The sequence below is a fragment of the Snodgrassella gandavensis genome (assembly GCF_914768025.1).
Lineage (GTDB): Bacteria > Pseudomonadota > Gammaproteobacteria > Burkholderiales > Neisseriaceae > Snodgrassella > Snodgrassella gandavensis.
The window spans coordinates 221253-240715 of sequence record NZ_CAJZCE010000004.1 but is presented as its reverse complement, the minus strand read 5'-3'; the positions used below and the strand labels follow the sequence as shown (position 1 = coordinate 240715).

At 44.4% G+C, this 19463-nt stretch carries 21 protein-coding genes; 3 read left to right on the top strand and 18 right to left on the bottom strand.

The window, feature by feature from the left end; translation table 11 throughout:
* The 8 genes from MJ764_RS05320 to MJ764_RS05285 form a co-directional block, all read right to left on the bottom strand.
* Positions 1-1839 (bottom strand): calcium-binding protein (locus MJ764_RS05320; RefSeq protein WP_275415255.1); only part of this gene is annotated, 1839 nt, incomplete at its 3' end.
* A 45-nt stretch (positions 1840-1884) separates the two neighbouring features.
* Positions 1885-2778 carry a hypothetical protein gene (locus MJ764_RS05315; RefSeq protein WP_239325270.1) on the bottom strand — a complete coding sequence of 298 codons (894 nt, stop codon included), beginning with the start codon at positions 2776-2778 and terminating at the stop codon, positions 1885-1887.
* Between the two features lie 157 nt (positions 2779-2935).
* Positions 2936-3211, bottom strand: a complete 276-nt coding sequence (locus tag MJ764_RS05310; protein WP_239325268.1) for a hypothetical protein — start codon at positions 3209-3211, stop codon at positions 2936-2938.
* A 45-nt stretch (positions 3212-3256) separates the two neighbouring features.
* Positions 3257-4150: a hypothetical protein gene (locus MJ764_RS05305; RefSeq protein WP_239325266.1), complete on the bottom strand. Its 894-nt coding sequence runs from the start codon at positions 4148-4150 to the stop codon at positions 3257-3259.
* A gap of 156 nt (positions 4151-4306) precedes the next feature.
* Positions 4307-4582, bottom strand: a complete 276-nt coding sequence (locus tag MJ764_RS05300; RefSeq protein WP_239325264.1) for a hypothetical protein — start codon at positions 4580-4582, stop codon at positions 4307-4309.
* Between the two features lie 45 nt (positions 4583-4627).
* A complete protein-coding gene (locus tag MJ764_RS05295) occupies positions 4628-5521 on the bottom strand; it encodes a hypothetical protein (protein WP_239325263.1) in 894 nt (297 codons plus the stop codon).
* Positions 5522-5684: 163 nt separating this feature from the next.
* Positions 5685-5945, bottom strand: coding sequence for a hypothetical protein (locus MJ764_RS05290; RefSeq protein WP_239325261.1), 261 nt, complete (start codon positions 5943-5945; stop codon positions 5685-5687).
* Between the two features lie 45 nt (positions 5946-5990).
* Positions 5991-6884, bottom strand: a complete 894-nt coding sequence (locus MJ764_RS05285) for a hypothetical protein (protein WP_239325259.1) — start codon at positions 6882-6884, stop codon at positions 5991-5993.
* A gap of 273 nt (positions 6885-7157) precedes the next feature.
* Between MJ764_RS05285 and MJ764_RS05280 the strand changes: the two genes are divergently transcribed.
* Complete coding sequence (locus MJ764_RS05280) at positions 7158-8195, top strand: NADH:flavin oxidoreductase/NADH oxidase (RefSeq protein ID WP_239325257.1); 1038 nt, start codon at positions 7158-7160, stop codon at positions 8193-8195.
* Between the two features lie 76 nt (positions 8196-8271).
* Here the strand turns inward: MJ764_RS05280 and ybaK are convergent, their stop codons facing one another.
* Positions 8272-8760 carry a Cys-tRNA(Pro) deacylase gene (gene ybaK, locus MJ764_RS05275; protein ID WP_239325255.1) on the bottom strand — a complete coding sequence of 163 codons (489 nt, stop codon included), beginning with the start codon at positions 8758-8760 and terminating at the stop codon, positions 8272-8274.
* A 73-nt stretch (positions 8761-8833) separates the two neighbouring features.
* On the opposite strand from ybaK, the gene MJ764_RS05270 reads away from it, so the two are divergent.
* Positions 8834-9184, top strand: coding sequence for a RidA family protein (locus tag MJ764_RS05270; protein ID WP_239325253.1), 351 nt, complete (start codon positions 8834-8836; stop codon positions 9182-9184).
* Positions 9185-9244: 60 nt separating this feature from the next.
* Here the strand turns inward: MJ764_RS05270 and argJ are convergent, their stop codons facing one another.
* From argJ to MJ764_RS05240, 6 genes are all read right to left on the bottom strand, one after another.
* Positions 9245-10462, bottom strand: coding sequence for a bifunctional glutamate N-acetyltransferase/amino-acid acetyltransferase ArgJ (gene argJ, locus MJ764_RS05265; RefSeq protein WP_239325251.1), 1218 nt, complete (start codon positions 10460-10462; stop codon positions 9245-9247).
* 62 nt (positions 10463-10524) lie between these two features.
* Positions 10525-11310, bottom strand: coding sequence for a CDP-diacylglycerol--serine O-phosphatidyltransferase (gene pssA / locus MJ764_RS05260; protein WP_239325250.1), 786 nt, complete (start codon positions 11308-11310; stop codon positions 10525-10527).
* Positions 11291-12517: a GTPase HflX gene (hflX, locus tag MJ764_RS05255; RefSeq protein ID WP_239325248.1), complete on the bottom strand. Its 1227-nt coding sequence runs from the start codon at positions 12515-12517 to the stop codon at positions 11291-11293. The genes pssA and hflX overlap by 20 nt, the downstream gene beginning before the upstream one ends.
* A 76-nt stretch (positions 12518-12593) precedes the next feature.
* Entirely contained in the window at positions 12594-13373 is a 780-nt protein-coding gene (locus tag MJ764_RS05250; RefSeq protein ID WP_239325246.1) for a phosphatidylserine decarboxylase, read from the bottom strand.
* A gap of 183 nt (positions 13374-13556) precedes the next feature.
* Positions 13557-15086 (bottom strand): ubiquinone biosynthesis regulatory protein kinase UbiB, encoded by a 1530-nt coding sequence (gene ubiB, locus MJ764_RS05245; RefSeq protein ID WP_239325244.1) that lies wholly within the window; start codon positions 15084-15086, stop codon positions 13557-13559.
* Positions 15087-15172: 86 nt separating this feature from the next.
* The gene (locus tag MJ764_RS05240; RefSeq protein ID WP_239325242.1) at positions 15173-15682 is read right to left on the bottom strand and encodes a HugZ family pyridoxamine 5'-phosphate oxidase; all 510 of its coding nucleotides are present in this window, start codon (positions 15680-15682) and stop codon (positions 15173-15175) included.
* Positions 15683-16007: 325 nt separating this feature from the next.
* Here MJ764_RS05240 and MJ764_RS05235 point away from each other — a divergent pair, with 325 nt between their 5' ends.
* Positions 16008-16565, top strand: a complete 558-nt coding sequence (locus tag MJ764_RS05235; protein WP_239325239.1) for a hypothetical protein — start codon at positions 16008-16010, stop codon at positions 16563-16565.
* An 86-nt stretch (positions 16566-16651) separates the two neighbouring features.
* Here the strand turns inward: MJ764_RS05235 and obgE are convergent, their stop codons facing one another.
* The 3 genes from obgE to rplU all read right to left on the bottom strand — a co-directional run bounded on the left by obgE (position 16652) and on the right by rplU (position 18562).
* Entirely contained in the window at positions 16652-17785 is a 1134-nt protein-coding gene (obgE, locus tag MJ764_RS05230; RefSeq protein WP_239325237.1) for a GTPase ObgE, read from the bottom strand.
* Positions 17786-17960: 175 nt separating this feature from the next.
* Positions 17961-18233, bottom strand: a complete 273-nt coding sequence (rpmA, locus tag MJ764_RS05225; protein WP_025331257.1) for a 50S ribosomal protein L27 — start codon at positions 18231-18233, stop codon at positions 17961-17963.
* Between the two features lie 20 nt (positions 18234-18253).
* Positions 18254-18562, bottom strand: a complete 309-nt coding sequence (rplU, locus tag MJ764_RS05220; protein ID WP_100089455.1) for a 50S ribosomal protein L21 — start codon at positions 18560-18562, stop codon at positions 18254-18256.
* Positions 18563-19463 lie beyond the last annotated feature (901 nt).

Here is a 19463-nt window from a genome sequence, read left to right as displayed (position 1 = left end):
ATCAATAAAAATACTACCCTTGCCGTCGGAGTCATAAATCTTATCCTTGCCATCGCCGCTATTGAAATAATACTTGTCTGCGCCATCACCGCCCACCAGAATATCATTGCCTTTACCACCCCTGAGCGTATCATTACCGGCACCGCCAAACAGATAATCATCACCTTCTCCGCCAGAGATATCATCATTGCCCTTGCCGCCAAAAATCACATCTGCCAGCTTGCCGCCCTCTATCTTAGTATTGCCATTGCCCAGCATCACCACCTGATGGGCGTCATCACCAGCCTTGGCAACCGTACTCCAGCTTTGCCCGGTTTGCTCATCACGAAATACAATCGCATCTTCGGCGCCGAAGCCGTATTGCTTACGAATCGATTCTATTATCGATTTTTGTTGCACATGACTGTAAGACTGAGTAATTTTTAAAGCCTTAGTTTCATGAGTTGACGGTCTATCCTCTAGGGCTTGTTTATATTCATTTGCCTGAGCAAAACGCATTTCCTGAATCATCCAGGTGCGTACCTTAATCCATTCTTCGCCTACATCATCAATTTTGCGTACCGCCGGCGTTTTGTCCGGATTGAGTATCACCACCGGATTAAGCTGCATCAGCGCATTCAGGTACAGCGATACCAGTTGTTGATTGCCTTTTTCTTCCCATGTCTGCAACTGCAATAATAATTTTTCTGGCAGCTCATCAATAAACGCCAGCTGATATTTAAATTCAAACTTGCCTGGCTGGCCGGCAAGTTCCTGGCGATGACCATTCACCGGATCAAAGACAAAACCCGCCCCTTTTTCTGCAAAGTTATCATCCTTAATGCTATTTATCCGCGGATTAGTAGGTTTAAAACAATTGGTATTTAATACCGCCGCCATAACCCATTGTGTTACTGCCTTGCCTCCAGCTACAGACCAGTTATATCTGAATTGTTGTCGTGCACCATCGGTATTTTTCTGATTGTTAAAATAGCTGCCGGTATGTTGGTAAGATGCAGCAGTATATTCCTTATACCATGAGTTTCGTGAACCCTCGTATCCTTTTTCTGCAAGAAAATCTTTAAATGTAGCAAGCATTTTTGTATTTTTTATCCAGCTTGCAGCCAGAGCCTGATCGGAGCCTGGAATAGCAATTTTTGTATAGCCATCATGTTGCGGATTTGGCGGAATATTGTCTGTACCTAAATTCTCATGATTCCAATACATAGTTATAGCAGTAGTTGATGTTGGCATTCCCGAAATTTTATCAATATAGATATTACCATTTTTAATATCTTTCATAATATTGAATAGTTCGTAACTAGCGACCGGACCACTTATTCCAGTTCCGCAGGTTTTCCACATCCTCTCCCACATTAATTCAACAATATCTTCGCCCGTTAATACCTTGCCATTGGGAAGCTTAGCCTTAGCATAGCGTTCGATAATGTTCATCGGCTCATACAGCGTCCAGTAATTAATATCAACATGATTATTTTCAAATACCTCAATATGAAATTCCCGCATTTCCTTATAGCTAATATCCTGACTAACACTACCCGAACCGGCTTTCTCCTCTAACATATCCAGATAACCCAAGGCCATACCGCGGCGAATCTTATTGGTTTCGTCGTCCGTTAAAATATGGTGATGCTCTTTCGCCACTGCCTGCATAAATTCCAATGCGCCATTGCCGGTAATGGTATCCGCCGATGCTACCCCATAGGCCCAACTGGCATAATGATAGCCACGTTTGGCCAGTTGCTGATACACTTCGCCAACATCGTTCAAATCTCCATTTTCAATCTGTTTACGCCATGCCTGAATTTCGCTTTTGCTTACTTTTTGTGCTTCTAACATAGTGCTCTCCTTGGAAATAATCAACAGTTCTACTGCTACCAAAAACTAAGCTTTACCAATCTGTTTCCCCAGCAGCTTGCCTTCCCGGCTTACGCGCCAGCTATCCAGTATTTTGATAATATTGCCTTCCATCTCCTGCCACAGCGGCAGATAAGTACGGCTATAGCCCAGTCGTACTCTTATGTGCCATCTATCGTTATAAAACATATGATGACAAGAATTTATATGCTGAGTAAATTGACACTTAATATAGGTTTTAATATTGCCCGCCTGATCTTTTTTAATCATTTTATCTCTAGCAAGAGTATCTGATTTCCACGGTTCGCCGGTTTCCGGATCAATACCATTATTTGCCCGATATACGGTTAGGCCATACAGCGCTTGTTCTTGCTGGATATACTCAATATTGGTTACTTCTTTTGATACTCTGAAGTCATCCTGAACTGTGAAATTAAAATTCAACGGCGCAGCAGCATCATATTCACCATAAATAATCACCCCAGCCCATGGAAAAGGTTTGCCATACGGGATTAAGGTTTCATTATCGTGGCGATAATCCTCTTCTGTTTGCCGGAATGAAGTATAGACATCACCATCAGTGATGCGATACAGAAAGCCAAACGATTCAATCGGTAAATCATAGGTTTTAGGTGGATGCTGGTATTTGGCTTTGATTTTAGGATCGGCAAAATCGCCCGGATCGCCCATATAACGTGCCCAGCCATCAATCACGCCCGCGGGGATGCTGATGGATTGAGTACCTAGTTTGCCAATGGTGTCATAACGTCCACGACTATCCTGATTGCGGAATGGTTCCGACACTTGCTCAACAACTTGTGTTTCCGGTTGTTTGCCAAAATCTTGGTCACAGCCGGCAAGCAATAATACCTGCCATAGCAGCACCACGATAAGCACAATCTTTTTATATCCAGACTTCATAAGCAGCCCTGTTGCTCTATGTTATAGAGTAAAAATTAACATAATTTTTACAAAAATAAAATAAAAAGGTACTGATTTTTATATTTTTCTTGTTATATATATTAAATACTGGTCAATATTGTAGTATTGATGCGACTGATGTCAGCTAAGGAAATATTTATATTGCTGCCAAGGCTATGTTGTGGCGAATTTTATTGGTTTCATCGGCGGTTAAAATATGATTATGTTCATTCGCTACCGCCTGCATAAATTCCAGCGCACCATTACCAGTAATGGTATCTGCGGATGCTACCCCATAGGCCCATTTGGCATAATGATAGCCACGTTTAGCCAGTTGTTGATACACTTCGCCAACATCGTTCAAATCTCCATTTTCAATCTGTTTACGCCATGCTCTGATTTCAGCTGCCGATACTTTTTGTGCTTCTAACATAGTGTTTTCCTTTAGATAATCAATAGGTTGTACCACTGCTAAAAACTAGGCCTTACCAATCTGTTTGCCCAGCAGCTTGCCTTCCCGGCTTACCCGCCAGCTATCCAGTATTTTGATAATATTGCCCTCCATCTCCTGCCACTGCGGCAGATAAGTCCGGTTATAACTAATCCATACTTGGATATGCCAGTCATCGTTATAAAACATATGACTACAAAAATTTTTATACTGGGTAAATTCACACTTGATATAGGTTTTAATATTGCCTGCCTGATCTTTTTTGAGCAAAATATCCTTGGCATTGGCATCCGATTTCCACGGTTCGCCGGTTTCCGGATTAATACCATTATTTGCCCGATATACGGTTAGGCCATACAGCGGTTGTGGCTGCTGAATATAATCAAAATAGGTGATTTCTTTCGCCAATTTGAATTCATTCTGAACTGTGAAATTAAAATTCAACGGCGCAGCAGCATCATATTCACCATAGACACTTACGCTCGCCCACGGAAAAGGTTTGCCATATGGGATTAAGGTTTCATTATCGCGACGATAATCCTTTTCTGTTTGCCGGAATGAAGTATAGACATCGCCATCGCTAATGCGATATTGAAAGCCAAATGATTCAATTGGTAAATCATAGGTTTTAGGTGGGCGCTGGTATTTGGCTTTGATTTTCGGATCGGCAAAATCGCCCGGATCGCCCATATAACGTGCCCAGCCATCAATCACGCCCGCGGGGATGCTGATGGATTGAGTACCTAGTTTGCCAATGGTGTCATAACGTCCACGACTATCCTGATTGCGGAATGGTTCCGACACTTGCTCAACAACTTGTGTTTCCGGTTGTTTGCCAAAATCTTGGTCACAGCCGGCAAGCAATAATACTTGCCACAGCAATACCACAATAAGTAGACTTTTCCTAAATCCAGACTTCATAAGCAGCCCTGTTGCTCTATTCTACAGGATAAAAATTAACATAAATTTTACAAAAAGAAAAGAAAAAGGTACTGATTTTTATATTTTTTCTTATTCTAAATCAAGTACTGGTCAATATTGTAGTATTGATGCGACTGATGTCAGCTAAAGAAATATTTATATTGCTGCCAAGGCCATACCGCGGCGAATCTTATTGGTTTCGTCGTCCGTTAAAATATGGTGATGCTCTTTCGCCACTGCCTGCATAAATTCCAATGCGCCATTACCGGTAATGGTATCCGCCGATGCTACCCCATACGCCCATTGAGCATAATGATAGCCACGTTTAGCCAGTTGCAGATACACCTCGCCAACATCGTTCAAATCACCATTTAATATTTGCTCACGCCATGCTTTGATTTCAGCTGCCGATACTTTTTGTGCTTCTAACATACTGTTCTCCTTGAAAATAATCAACAGTTCTACTGCTACCAAAAACTAAGCTTTACCAATCTGTTTGCCCAGCAGCTTGCCTTCCCGGCTTACCCGCCAGCTATTCAGTATATTGATAATATTGCCCTCCATCTCCTGCCACAGCGGCAGATAAGTACGGTTATAACTAATTGATATTCTGATATGCCAGTCATCGTTATAAAACATATGGCTACAAAAATTTTTATGCTGGGTAAATTCACACTTGATATAGGTTTTAATATTGCCGGCCTGGTCTTTTTTGAGCAAAATATCCTTGGCATTGGCATCCGATTTCCATGGTTCGCCGGTTTCCGGATCAATACCATTATTGGCCTTATATACGGTTAAACCATACAGCGGTTGTGGCTGCTGGATATAATCAAAATAGGTGATTTCTTTCGCCAATTTGAATTCATTCCGAACAGTGAAGTTAAAATTCAACGGCGCAGCAGCATCATATTCACCATAGACAATGACATCAGCCCATGGAAAAGGTTTGCCATACGGGATTAAGGTTTCATTATCGTGGCGATAATCCTCTTCTGTTTGCCGGAATGAAGTATAGACATCACCATCAGTGATGCGATACAGAAAGCCAAACGATTCAATCGGTAAATCATAGGTTTTAGGTGGATGCTGGTATTTGGCTTTGATTTTAGGATCGGCAAAATCGCCCGGATCGCCCATATAACGTGCCCAGCCATCAATCACACCAGCGGGGATGCTGATGGATTGAGTACCTAGTTTGCCAATGGTGTCATAACGTCCACGACTATCCTGATTGCGGAATGGTTCCGACACTTGCTCAACAACTTGTGTTTCCGGTTGTTTGCCAAAATCTTGGTCACAGCCGGCAAGCAGCAACACCTGCCACAGCAGCACCACGATAAACACAATCTTTTTGCATCCAGACTTCATAAGCAGCCCTGTTGCTCTGTTTTATAGAGTAATAATTAACATAAATTTTACTAAAAGAAAAAAATGCGATTTTAAAATTTTTATTGTTTTAAATTAAACGCTAAGAAATTTTTAGTATTAATGCATATGAAATATATTAATAAATATTTACATTGTACTAAGCTCAACCAGCGTAGCGAATCTTATTGATTTCATCTGCCGTTAAAATATGATTATGCTCTTTCGCCACCGCCTGCATAAATTCCAGCGCGCCATTGCCGGTAATGGTATCCGCGGATGCTACCCCATAGGCCCAACTGGCATAATGATAGCCACGTTTAGCCAGTTGTTGATATACCGCGCCAACATCGGATAAATCTCCATTTAATATTTGCTCACGCCATGCCTGAATTTCACTTCTGCTTACTTTTTGTGCTTCTAACATAGTGCTTCCCTTGAGATAATCAATAGGTTGTACCACTGCTAAAAACTAGGCCTTACCAATCTGTTTGCCCAGCAGCTTGCCTTCCCGGCTTACCCGCCAGCTATTCAGTATATTGATAATATTGCCCTCTATTTCCTGCCATTGCGACAGATAAACGCGGTTATAACCAATAAGGACTCTTATATGCCATTCATCGTTATAAAACATATGATTACAAATATTTATATGCCTTGTGAATTGACAGTCGATATAGGTTTTAATATTGCCTGCCTGATCTTTTTTAATCATTCGATCTCTGGTAAGGGTATCCGATTTCCATGGTTCGCCGGTTTCCGGATCAATACCATTATTGGCCCGATATACAGTTAAGCCATACAGCGGTTGTTCCTGCTGGATATAATCAATATTGGAAACTTCTTTTGATACTCTAAAGTCATCCTGAACCGTAAAATTAAAATTCAACGGCGCAGCAGCATCATATTCGCCATAGATAATGACATCAGCCCATGGAAAAGGTTTGCCATATGGGATTAAGGTTTCATTATCGTGGCGATAATCCTGTTGTGTCTGCCGGAATGAAGTATAGACATCACCATCGCTAATGCGATACAGAAAGCCAAATGATTCAATTGGTAAATCATAGGTTTTAGGTGGGCGCTGGTATTTGGCTTTGATTTTGGGATCAGCAAAATCGCCCGGATCGCCCATATAACGTGCCCAGCCATCAATCACGCCCGCGGGGATGCTGATGGAGTGAGTGCCGAGTTTGCCAATGGTGTCATAACGTCCACGACTATCCTGATTGCGGAATGGTTCCGACACTTGCTCAACAACTTGTGTTTCCGGTTGTTTGCCAAAATCTTGGTCACAGCCGGCAAGCAGCAACACCTGCCATAGCAGCACCACGATAAGCACAATTTTTTTATATTCAGACTTCATAAGCAGCCCTGTTGCTCTATGTCATAGAGTAAAAATTAACATAAATTTTACATTCATGGAATAGTTAATATTTAGCGGTTGTGGTTACTGTATATATTAGTATTTTAAGATTTTTTGATACTCTAAAGTCATCCTAAACTGTGAAATTAAAATTCAAAGACGCAGCAACACTACATTTATATAAATAATGACATCATTACAAGGTAAAGGTTTACAATTGTTGATAATTAAGTAAATTTTCTAAATTACTTAATACACAAAAAGGAAAAAATCATGTCATTACTATTATCACCCATCACCATTGGCAATCTGTCGCTGAAAAACCGCGTGGTTATGGCTCCGATGTGTATGTATGAAGTAAAGATGGAAGATGGAATTGTTACGCCGTTTCATTTCGCTCATTATGGCGCGCGAGCCATTGCCAATATCGGACTGATTATCATCGAAGCGACTGCTGTACAGCCAGACGGGCGCATTACTAAACATGATTTAGGCTTGTGGGACGATAAGCAGACAGAAAAATTTAGCCAGCTGGTAGATTCATTACATTATCTGGGCAGCAAAGTTGGTGTACAACTGGCACATGCCGGACGTAAGGCTGTAGACGCACAACAGCCAGTAGCACCCAGTGCTATTGCGTTCAACGCCAGTTTAAGAACGCCAAAAGCACTTAGTGTGGATGAAATCAAACAGATCCGGGCAGATTTCGTGGCTGCAAGCAAACGTGCCCAACAGGCTGGTGTAGATGTTATTGAAATTCATAGTGCACATGGATATCTAATCAGTGAATTTCTGTCGCCACTGAGTAATCAGCGCAGCGATGAGTATGGCGGTTCGTTAGCCAATCGATACCGTTTACTGCACGAAATTGCCACAGATATCCGCGCACAGTTTTCTGGTTCATTGTGGGCACGTCTGTCTTTATCCGATTACGACCAAAGCGGTCAGCAAAACAGCATTGCCGACTGGCAGCAAGTGTGTCAGTGGCTTGAACGTGATGGTATTGATGTTATTGATGTATCAACTGGTGGTGTTATGGATTATGCCCCCGATTTACCGCTACATGGCGGTTATCAGACACCGTTTACTACCGCGATGAAACAGGTAGTGAATATTCCGGTAACTACTGTAGGCCTACTGGATAGTCCGGATTTGGCTGAATATATCCTGCAAACAGGACAGGCAGACCTAATTCTGGAAGGACGGGTATTATTACGCAACATTAACTGGTTAGCTGATGCTGCCAAGCAGTTGCACGACCATGATTATCAACCTTTCAATAATTCTTACCAGCGCGGACAACTGAAATAAAATCATTCTTTCAGCAAAACAGACAGGCTAGACTAAAAATAGTCTGGTTTATTTGCGTAGTACCAAACACACTCAACTACGCCATCTCCGTTGCCACCTGCACCGATTTTGGCTGTAAACAGGCCAGATACTGTGGCTGCATCTGTACCAGAAAACCGCGTTTGCCACCATTAATATAAATCAGTGGCAAAGCATAAATACTTTCTTCTACATATACCGGCAGCCCAGCCTTATTGCCAAACGGACTGGTACCACCTACCAGATACCCAGTCCATTTATTGGCCTGCTGCGGGCTGGCCGGCTCTATATGCTTCATGCCCAGCTCCCGTGCCAACTGGCGTGTGGAAATATGCCGGTCACCATGCATCAGCACAATCAAGCCCTGCTTGTGTTCATTTTGCAGCACAATGGTTTTAATCACCGCATGCTCATCTACGCCCAGCGCTAATGCCGATTGTGTCGTTCCTCCATGCTCAACGTAAGCATATTCCCGTGGTTCAAATGGTATCTGGTGGGCACGCAAAAAACGGATAGCAGGTGTTACCGGAAATTTACTTTTACTCATTACTTCACCTCATCAATTCAGGCAAGAACAACTGTGCTAACATCGTTGTTTTACTATTTTCAAGAGCCTGTACATGAGTATCGAATTTTACCAGAGCGGTAACCGCCTTGCAGAAGCCACCATTGTCAATGGCCTGATATTTCTCGCCGGACAGGTACCCACTAATGAAGACGCCGACATCACTGCACAAACCGCTAATGTTCTGGCACAGATAGATACTATCCTTGCTGCCTGTGGCAGTGACAAACAGCATATCTGCGAAGCAGTTATATACCTGAGCGATATGCAGGAATATGCGGGCATGAATCAGGCATGGGACAACTGGGTCACACCAGGCAAAGCCCCAGCAAGAGCCTGTGTTCAGGCAGCTTTGGCCAATCCGAAATGGAAAGTGGAAATCAAACTGACCGCGGTACAGAAATAATCCAGTTAAAACAATAAACCCGCCACAACAGCGGGTTTATTGTTTGAATAGGAATACAAGTTAACTGCGGTAATCAGCATTAATTGCCACATACTCTTTGGATAAATCACAGGTATAAATCCTCGCCTGCGCCTCGGCACGTGCCAAATCAATTGTCACCGTTATTTCATCCTGCGCCATTACCTGCTGACCCGCCTCTTCCGTATAGCTGTTGGCACGCCCGCCTTTTTCTGCCACCAAAACATCACCCAGATATACTTTAATTGCTGCTACATCAAGATCAGCAATTCCGGCATAGCCAATGGCACACAAAATACGCCCCAGATTCGGATCACTGGCATAAAAAGCGGTTTTTACCAGCGGTGAACGAGCAACTGCATAACCTACTTGCCGTGCCTCAGCTTCCGTCAGCGCATTGCGCACATCAATAGTAATAAACTTGGTAGCACCCTCACCATCACGCACGATAGCCTGTGCCAGCTCCAGAGCCAAATCAGCCAGCACTGTTTTCACCGCAGCATAATCCTTGCTGGTCACAGAATCTATCCGCCCTAATTGAGACTTACCTGTAGCCACCACTACAAAACTGTCATTGGTAGACGTATCCCCATCCACACTAATCGCATTAAATGATGTGGCCGCCACCTCAGCCACCATCTGCTGCAATAATGGCTGGGCAATGGCTACATCGGTAAACACAAATCCGAGCATGGTGGCCATGTTCGGATGAATCATGCCCGAGCCCTTGGCAATTCCGGTAAAGTGTACCTTATGTCCATCAATGTATACGGTTCGGCTGGCTATTTTGGGCACAGTATCGGTAGTCATGATTGCGGCCGCAGCCCGCGGCCAGTGCACAACCTTAACCTTTGGCAGTGCTGCCACAATCTTATCTACTGGCAACGGTTCAAGAATCACACCAGTAGAAAATGGCAGTACTTCTGAGGCGCGACAGCCAATCTGTTGCGCTACCTTTTCACAAATAAATTCTGCATCAGCCAACCCTTGCTGGCCAGTACCAGCATTGGCATTACCTGTATTAATGACCAGTGCACGCACTCCTGTATCCGCTGCCAGATGCTGTTTGGCAATCTGCACTGGTGCGGCACAAAAACGGTTTTGTGTGAATATAGCCCCAATACTGTTTATGCTATTGAGCACTACCAAAGTTAAATCATCATGTTCTGATTTTTTGATTCCGGCCTGACCAACGAAAACCTGCACACCATCAATGGCCAAAACCTGCTCATCACTCGGTACAGACAAATTAACCGCCATAACTATCCTCCTTTATATTGAATGCATCAGCTTATTTTTTTACCCAACCAAATAAATTTTCATCACGATTCTGGCTGAAACTTGCGTTTAGTCAGCACGCGCCAAATAAACATCACATAACCAGATAAACTATAGAGCAGGAAAAAGGCAAACAGCACCACCGATGGTTCCCATGTCACCACCAGCAGGACGATAACAGCCAGAATCATCACAAAAAAAGGGACTTTACGGTAAACATTGATTTCCTTAAATGACCAGAAAGGTATCTGCACCACCATGGATAAACCACCAAACAGGGTAATAATTAGGCAAAGCCAGTTTAAATGAGGTAAACCCTGAAACGTATGGCTCACCCAGATTAAACCAATCACCAGAGCAGCGGCTGTCGGGCTGGGAATACCAATAAACCATTTTTTGCTCACCTTGCCAATCAGGGTATTAAAGAGTGCCAGTCGTAAAGCCGCACAGGCGCAGTAAATAAAGGCCACTGAATAGCCAATTTTACCGAAATGGAATAACTGCCATTTATACGCAATCAGCGCTGGCGCTACGCCGAAACTCACCATATCCGCCAGACTGTCTAGCTGCTCACCAAACGCACTCTGGCTATTGGTCAGGCGTGCAACACGTCCATCCATCCCGTCCAGCAGCATGGAAATAAACACTGCAATCGCTGCAATTTCATAATGACCATGCATAGATTGGGTAATCGCATAAAAGGCGGCAAACAGCGCAGCCAGCGTAAACGCATTCGGTAGCAAATAAATACTGTTGTCACGTAGGCGACGGCGCCGGCTCGGACGATTAGGGCGATTATGTTTAATCACATCAGTTTGTTCTTGTATCATCTTTAGTCAAATCCTCGACAGGTAGTATCAAACCAGCCTGTTCATCATGCATCACATACTTCATGTTAGCCAATTCAATCATGGCCGTACGCAAATCAGCCAGACCGCTACCATCCTGTACTGAAATATAAACGGCCTGTGGACGGCCGCGTATATCACATACGATACCTTGTGGCCGCTGCGCAGCAGCCAGCTTGTCAATTTTATTATAAATAATCAATTGTGGTATGTTTGCTGCATCAATTTCTTTCAGCACCGCATTCACATCATCAATTTGCCGTTCAAACTCTGGATGAGTAATATCCACCACATGCAACAGCACATCAGCCAGCGCCGTTTCCTCTAGCGTAGCTGCAAAAGCAGCCACCAAACTATGCGGCAAATCGCGCACAAAGCCCACAGTATCCGACAGCAATACACTGGTCTGGTCATTCAGGTATAAGCGACGCACCGTATTATCCAGCGTAGCAAATAGCTGGTCTTCTGCCAGTACCTGTGCTTTGGTCAGGCGGTTAAACAAGCTGGATTTACCCACATTGGTATAGCCTACCAATGCAAAAGCAGGCAACATACCCTGATTACGGCTTTTACGCTGCGTTGCCCGCTGCCGCCGTACCTGCTGCAACTGCTGGCGTAAACGAGTGATCTTCTGCTTGATAAGGCGACGATCGGTTTCCAGCCGTGTCTCTCCCGGCCCGCGTAATCCTATCCCGCCGCGCTGACTTTGCAAATGCCCATAACCACGCACCAGCCGGCTGGACAAATGTACCAACTGTGCCAGCTCAACCTGCAAACGGCCTTCCTGACTATGCGCACGCCGGGCAAAAATGGCCAGAATCAAGCCAACCCGATCTAATACCCGGCATTGTAGCAGCCGTTCCAGATTACGCTCCTGCGTTGGCGTCAGCGCATGATTGAATACCACCAGATCAATCTCAGCCTCTGCTACCTGCTGTGCCAGTTCCTCTGCCTTGCCCTTACCGACAAATAATGCACTATCCGGCTGCTGACGTTTACATGGCACCACTGCCACCAGTTCAGCCCCACTGGCACGCACCAGTTCTTGAGCCTCAGCCAGTGCCGACTGAAACAGGGTTGTACGACGTTCCGCCGCTACCGGGAAATCTTTATCCAGCATGACACCTACCAGCAACACCCGCTCGGGTGCGGGTCGGGCTGACAAACCGGCTTTAGCAAATCCACTCATAAGCTATGTAATTGAATAACAACAGGCTGCCTGATCCTGAAAAGGAGCAAACAGCCTGTATAACAATAAATAATATCTATTCCTGTGACAGAACATGCTGTGCCGCTACCGCTGCCCGGTCAGTGGCTTCTTTCACCATATCAGCCTGTTCTGTAGTACTGTCAACAGAATTGGCACTATTTTCTGGCACAGAACCGGCAGCCGGCGCATGTAATGGCAAAGTAGCCAGTACTGTACTGCTGGCACTTACCTTATCACCAATTGCTACCAGCGGCGTAGCGTCTTCCGGCAGATAAACATCCACACGCGAACCAAACCGGATAAAACCATAACGGTCACCGCGATGCAATAAATCATGTGCATTGACATAGCACAGGATACGCCGTGCCACCAGACCGGCTACCTGTACAAAAGTCACAGGCCGGCCAGTTTTTGTTATGGCCAGAACCGCATTACGCTCATTTTGCGCACTGGCCTTATCCAGCGCAGCGTTCAGAAAACTGCCCTTAAAATAATCTACCCGTTCCACCTTGCCATCAATCGGGCTGCGATTGGAGTGAACATTAAATACATTCATAAACACACTGATTTTCAGCGCATTAACACCACGATACGGGTCAGTGGTTTTTTCCACCACCACAATACGCCCATCTGCCGGACTCAGCACATCCTCTGGAGCAACAGGAATATCGCGCGCAGGATCACGAAAAAACTGCACCACAAATGCCGTCAGTACCCATAACGGCAGCGACCACCATCCGCACCAGATAACAGTTAATATGCTCAGCACCAGACTGCCGATAATAAACGGCCAGCCTTCCTTTGCAATCAAAGGATAAGGATACATACGTGACACAAGACTACTCCTTTACAGATGAGATACTGCGGACAGACCGCCAGCAAAAGCAATGACAAAATTATAACCTGAAATCCGCCTCTTAAAGCTAAAGCACTGCACATAACTATAAGCAGATTTCACAATATGAACAATATTAAAACGAATACACACAATAACTTCAGGCTGCATATGCAGCAAAAATCATTTAAACAGAAAAACAGCTAGCATTACCAGCGCAATCACCGCCAACCAGAAATTCTGTTGGCGCTGAGTACGTAGTAAATGTACATAAGCATCACGCCATTCTAGCTGCCGTCTTTCATCTAGCAGAGCATTCAGCTTGCGCGGTAGCACTGGCAGCATTTGCGCCCAGTCCGGCGCTTCCTGCCGTACCGTTTTCCACAAAGCTTTCAGACCAATCTGATTATGCATCCAGCGAGTTAAAAACGGTTTGGCCGTTGCCCATAAATCCAGCTTAGGATCAAGCTGTCGTCCCAGCCCCTCAATATTCAACAACGTCTTCTGTAACAACACCAGTTGTGGTTGAATTTCCACATTAAAACGGCGGCTGGTTTCAAATAAGCGCATCAGCACCATACCAAAAGAAATCTCAGCCAGCGGCTTGTTAAAAATCGGTTCACATACTGCGCGTACCGCAGCCTCCAGCTCCTCTACCCTTGTATCTGCAGGTACCCAGCCAGACTCAACATGCGCCATGGCCACCCGATGATAATCACGATTAAAAAAAGCCAGAAAATTAATTGCTAGATAACGTTTATCGTAATCAGTCAAGGTACCGACAATACCAAAATCTAGCGCAATATAGCGGCCGTCATTCGCCACCATAATATTGCCCGGATGCATATCCGCATGGAAAAATCCATTATCAAACACTTGAGTAAAGAAAATCTCTACCCCATAGCGAGCCAACTGTTGTAAATCAATATTTCTCTCACGCAGCTTGTCCAGACTGGCAACAGGGATACCATCCATCCATTCAATTGTCAGCACCCGGCGGGCACAATAATCATAATAAACTGCCGGAATAATCAGCATCGAACTATTACTAAACTGGCGCCCGAGCAAGCTGGCATTGGCAGCCTCTCTCATCAAATCCAGCTCATCATGCAGATAATTCTTGAATTCTGCCACCACCTCTCGCGGCTTTAGCCGCTTGCCATCAGCAAACAGCCATTCCACCCAGCGCGCACCCACGGCCATCAGAGCCAAATCCTGATCAATCACCGGAGCAATATTCGGGCGCAAAACCTTTACGGCTACCTTCTGGCCAACACCACCATCGGTATTAAACAAATAAGCCTCATGTACCTGCGCAATAGAGGCGCTGGCTACCGGTTGTGGATTAAAACGGGCATAAATCTCCGCCAGCGGTTTACCCAGCTCACTTTCAATAACCTTAATTGCGACATCGCTGTCAAATGGCGGCACCCGATCTTGCAACAGAGTCAGCTCGTGAGCATAATCAGGCGGTATCAAATCCGGCCGCGTGGATAATACCTGCCCAAATTTAACAAAAATCGGCCCCAGACTTTCCAGCGCCAGACGCAAGCGTACTGCTGCCGTTAACTGCTGGTATTTGCGGCCACGAGGTAGCAGACGGACAATTCTTTGCAACCATAATGACCGTATATGTACCTGTACCAAATCCAGCAGACCATATACATAGACCGTCTGGATAATTACCCAAATTCGTTTAGGCCAACACCACATGTACACAGCTCCGGTTTATCCGAATAAAGTGGTTATTGTACGGGATTTTATCCTCCTTTACCGAGCAATAGCCACACACACCGGTATCACATTGTTTTGGCATTCTTTTCCGTTAACTGTACCGCACCAGCCACATCACCCGGCACAAACACATAAGCACGCCCAAAACCAGTTACCAGACGCGCTTTTTCCAGTTGCAGACGAAACAGCATAAAATCCGGCAGCCCGCTCAGCACATCTACCGTATTGCCCAGCTTAGCTTTCATTGTCTGCAAAGCCGCAATACCATCAGTTGTGTCTTTTTCAATAGTCGTTACCGACACCGTATAATTCAGCCGTGCACGAGCAAATACATTGCGAGCAGAAGCTTCATCTTCAATCAGCATCACATTCGCCTGCTGCTGCCGCTGCAAATTTTGCGTATGTAACGACAAACCGGATAACAAAACATATAAACAGCCATCATGCTCGGCAAATGGCGCATAGCTCGCCAACGGCACACCATCCTGCCCTACCGTAGCCAGAACCAGAGAATTTAACTGTTGTAACCGTGTAACGGCTGCCTGAAGTTCAGCTACATCATGTTGCTCGCTCATAGACTTATTCCTAAATCAGATTAACCATATCAAAAATTAATGATAATAATTTTCATCTGAAAATTCAAATACCATTTACAGTCTGCACCATCAGCTATAGCCAGCAAAAATACCGGTACCCAACAATACAGATAAAAAATGATTCTTAAATCAATAATCAACACAAATATCTGATCTGCATCAACATAATCTACATCTGCCAGCCCGTATTGCAGTAGCAATAAAAACATTAACCTTCGACAACCTCAAAAATTAGGTAAAATCACCAGCCAACCACCAGCAACACTTTAAAATAAATTCGACCAACCAGCAGCGGTACAGCCTCATGCGCAATCAGTATAATCCAGCGGCCAAGCAGCCCCAAACACGTCCCCGGCAATTTAAACAGCGATTGCTCAAGCTAGTATTATTCTGTGGTTTCCTGATTCTGTTTATCTATCTGCTAGCCGGTCTGGATAGCAGAACAGCCAGTAATCAAAAACCGTGGCATGCAGATTTCACGATTGCCACATTTGAACCAGATGGCTCCTTTCTGGCTCTACCCTATTCTTATGTCCAGCAACATCCACTGGACAAAATGACTTTTCTGGCTAAAAAGCCAGAAGGCAGCAAAGAGAAGAATGACAACGACACCTTTAGCTACAAAGTTGTGCAGCAAACAGCACAACAGCAACTGATACAAACCAGCCTGCGCACATCCCGCAGCATTACTATCGCTACATATCAGGCAACGGCCAGTACTGTTACTCCCATCAAATCCACAGTCTATGCGGTAGACCAGATACCCATAGCAGCGGTACTGGCCTTAATCAGCGTCTTGGCTCTGCAATTTTTATACCGATTCCTGCACCGCCATCGTCCTCACCATCAGCAAACAAACTAAGCTTTCCCTTTCCCATATGCCCTAGCTTATTCTCAAACACAAAAAAGCCACCTGCAACAGGTGGCCAAGCAATATCAATAGTTAATTTATTCAGGCTGAATCAACCCGTTCGCAGTCGATACCTCTGCTACAGCCGGTTGTGCATCCTGCTGTTGTGCCAATAATTTATGTCGTGCATCCAAATAGCGCTGGATAGTCTGCATCAGCTCCTGCGTTCCCTGATGTGCCAGTGCACTGATTTCAAACACTCGTGGCGTTGTCAGGTCAAATTCAAACTCATCATCCGGCTGCGGATAATCCCAGCCAATATCGTCAAGAAACTGAGCCACACGGGCTGCGCGCTCATCCTCAGCCAACATATCAATTTTATTCAATACCAGCCAGCGTGGCTTATCGTGTAACGCCTCATCAAAGCGGCGCAACTCCTCAATAATTGCCAGAGCCTCAGCCGCCGGATTCACACCTTCATCAAAAGGTGCTAAATCCACCACATGCAGCAGCAGTCCTGTACGCGACAGATGTTTCAGAAAACGATGCCCCAAACCGGCACCTTCGGCAGCACCTTCAATTAGCCCGGGAATATCAGCCATCACAAAACTGTGATTATCATCACTACGTACTACCCCCAGATTGGGATGCAAAGTAGTAAACGGATAATCAGCCACCTTGGGTCGTGCAGCTGAAACCGCACTAATCAGCGTAGATTTACCGGCATTCGGCATACCTAGCAAGCCCACATCAGCCAGTACCTTCAATTCCAGCAGCAAACAGCGTGCCTCACCCTCTTCACCGGGCGTAGCCTGCTTAGGTGCACGATTAACTGATGATTTGAAGTGAATATTACCCAAACCACCCTTACCCCCCTTAGCCAGACACACCCGTTGACCATGATGCGTTAAATCAGCTACTACCTGCTCCGTATCTACATCACGAATCAGCGTGCCCACTGGCATCCTCAGCTCAATATCATCAGCACCACGTCCATAACGGTCAGAACCATGGCCTTTTTCACCATTTTTAGCCTGATAGCGTTTAACAAAACGATATTCCACCAAAGTATTGATGTTTTCATCCGCTACCGCCCAAACACTACCGCCCCTGCCACCATCACCGCCATCCGGGCCGCCCTTAGGCACAAATTTTTCGCGGCGGAAGCTGGCCGCACCATTGCCGCCGCGGCCGGCAACTACCTCGATTTTTGCTTCATCAATAAACTTCATATCATTCTCAGTCTGCAATATTTAGCCCGGACAGACAAAAAGCGTCCTGCCCATGTGAAAGCGTCATAGCGTGATTATAGCTAAACTACAGCACAATAGTGCTGACTATTCACCACAACCGACTTTACAACAAAAAAGCCCTGCCAGACAGGCAGGGCTTAGCATCAGTAAAAACTTACTCGTCTGCGCCAGTATACGGACGCACACTTACTGTTTTACGGTTCAACGCACCTTTTACGGCAAATTCCACATAACCATCCACTTTAGCAAATAGAGTGTGGTCTTTACCCATACCTACATTTTCACCAGCGTGAAAACGGGTACCGCGTTGACGAACAATAATTGAACCAGCCGGAATCAATTCATTACCAAAGGCTTTAACGCCCAAACGTTTGGCTTCTGAATCACGACCGTTGCGGGAGCTACCGCCTGCTTTTTTGTGTGCCATTCTGTTATTCCTTCACTCAATTAGGCAATCGCCACGATTTCAATCTGGGTAAAATTCTGGCGGTGACCCTGACGTTTCTGGTAGTGTTTACGACGACGCATTTTGAAAATACGTACTTTATCGTGACGGCCATGTGCAACCACTTTAGCGGTTACTTTCGCGCCTTCAACAAAAGGCGTACCCACTTTCACCGCTTCACCGTCAGCAATCATCAAAACTTCATTCAGTTCGATCTGGCTGTCGAGTTCTGCTGGTATCTGTTCTACTTTTAATTTTTCGCCAACGGCAACTTTATACTGTTTACCGCCGGTTTTTACGACCGCGTACATACTCAACTCCAATAGGAATTCAATTAAAAAAACAAAAACTAAATTTCCGCACAAAAACGGAATTGGCGATTATAACAATCACCGAATTTACTGTCAAAACAGCAAATAAAATATCCTGCTGAATTCATAGAATTTAGAATAACACTTATACAGGTAACTGTTGCAGTATGTATGCATCCGCCAGTTCACAGCCAGTACCACACTTGCCAGTCAATTCTCTGGCTAACAATTAATTAAAATTCGACAATCAAACACATAACAATTACTTTATCAATAGCACTCAACGCTACAAACTACATCATCTGTATACAGCTTTTCGGTTTGCAACAATAGCTAAACTCCCTGCTCTGTTTCAGGCAAAAATCATGACCACAACCCCTTCTTGCCTGATTAATCGAATACCGAACAACTGATCCCATATCGCAGATAAATCATCATATCAATCAATAATTAATATAAATATGAAAATTTAATTTACCTAAAAACACAACAAATACACACAAAAACCACAAAAAATTTCTTTCCGAACACAACAATCTGCAAAAAGCCATTTAATGCCAGAAAAAATCAATAAAAACCTACTCAACGATTAATTACAGCATATTCAAGCAACAAAATAACAAATAAATCGCTCAAAACAAAGAATTACACACATCAAATTCATTCAGCATTTACCTATAAACAAATACTCACTATAGCTTAGCGCCTTAATTAACATTCCCTAGCGAATGTAAAATAATATCGATAGCAGGCAAGCTGAAAACCAGCTAAATACAAGGCTAAAATAAATTTATAATCTATCTTCATAACAATCAAACAACATAAATATTAAAACCAAAAGCATAAATAATGGATATTAAATAATATTTAATATCCATTTGAGTCAAATCTGATGTCCAGA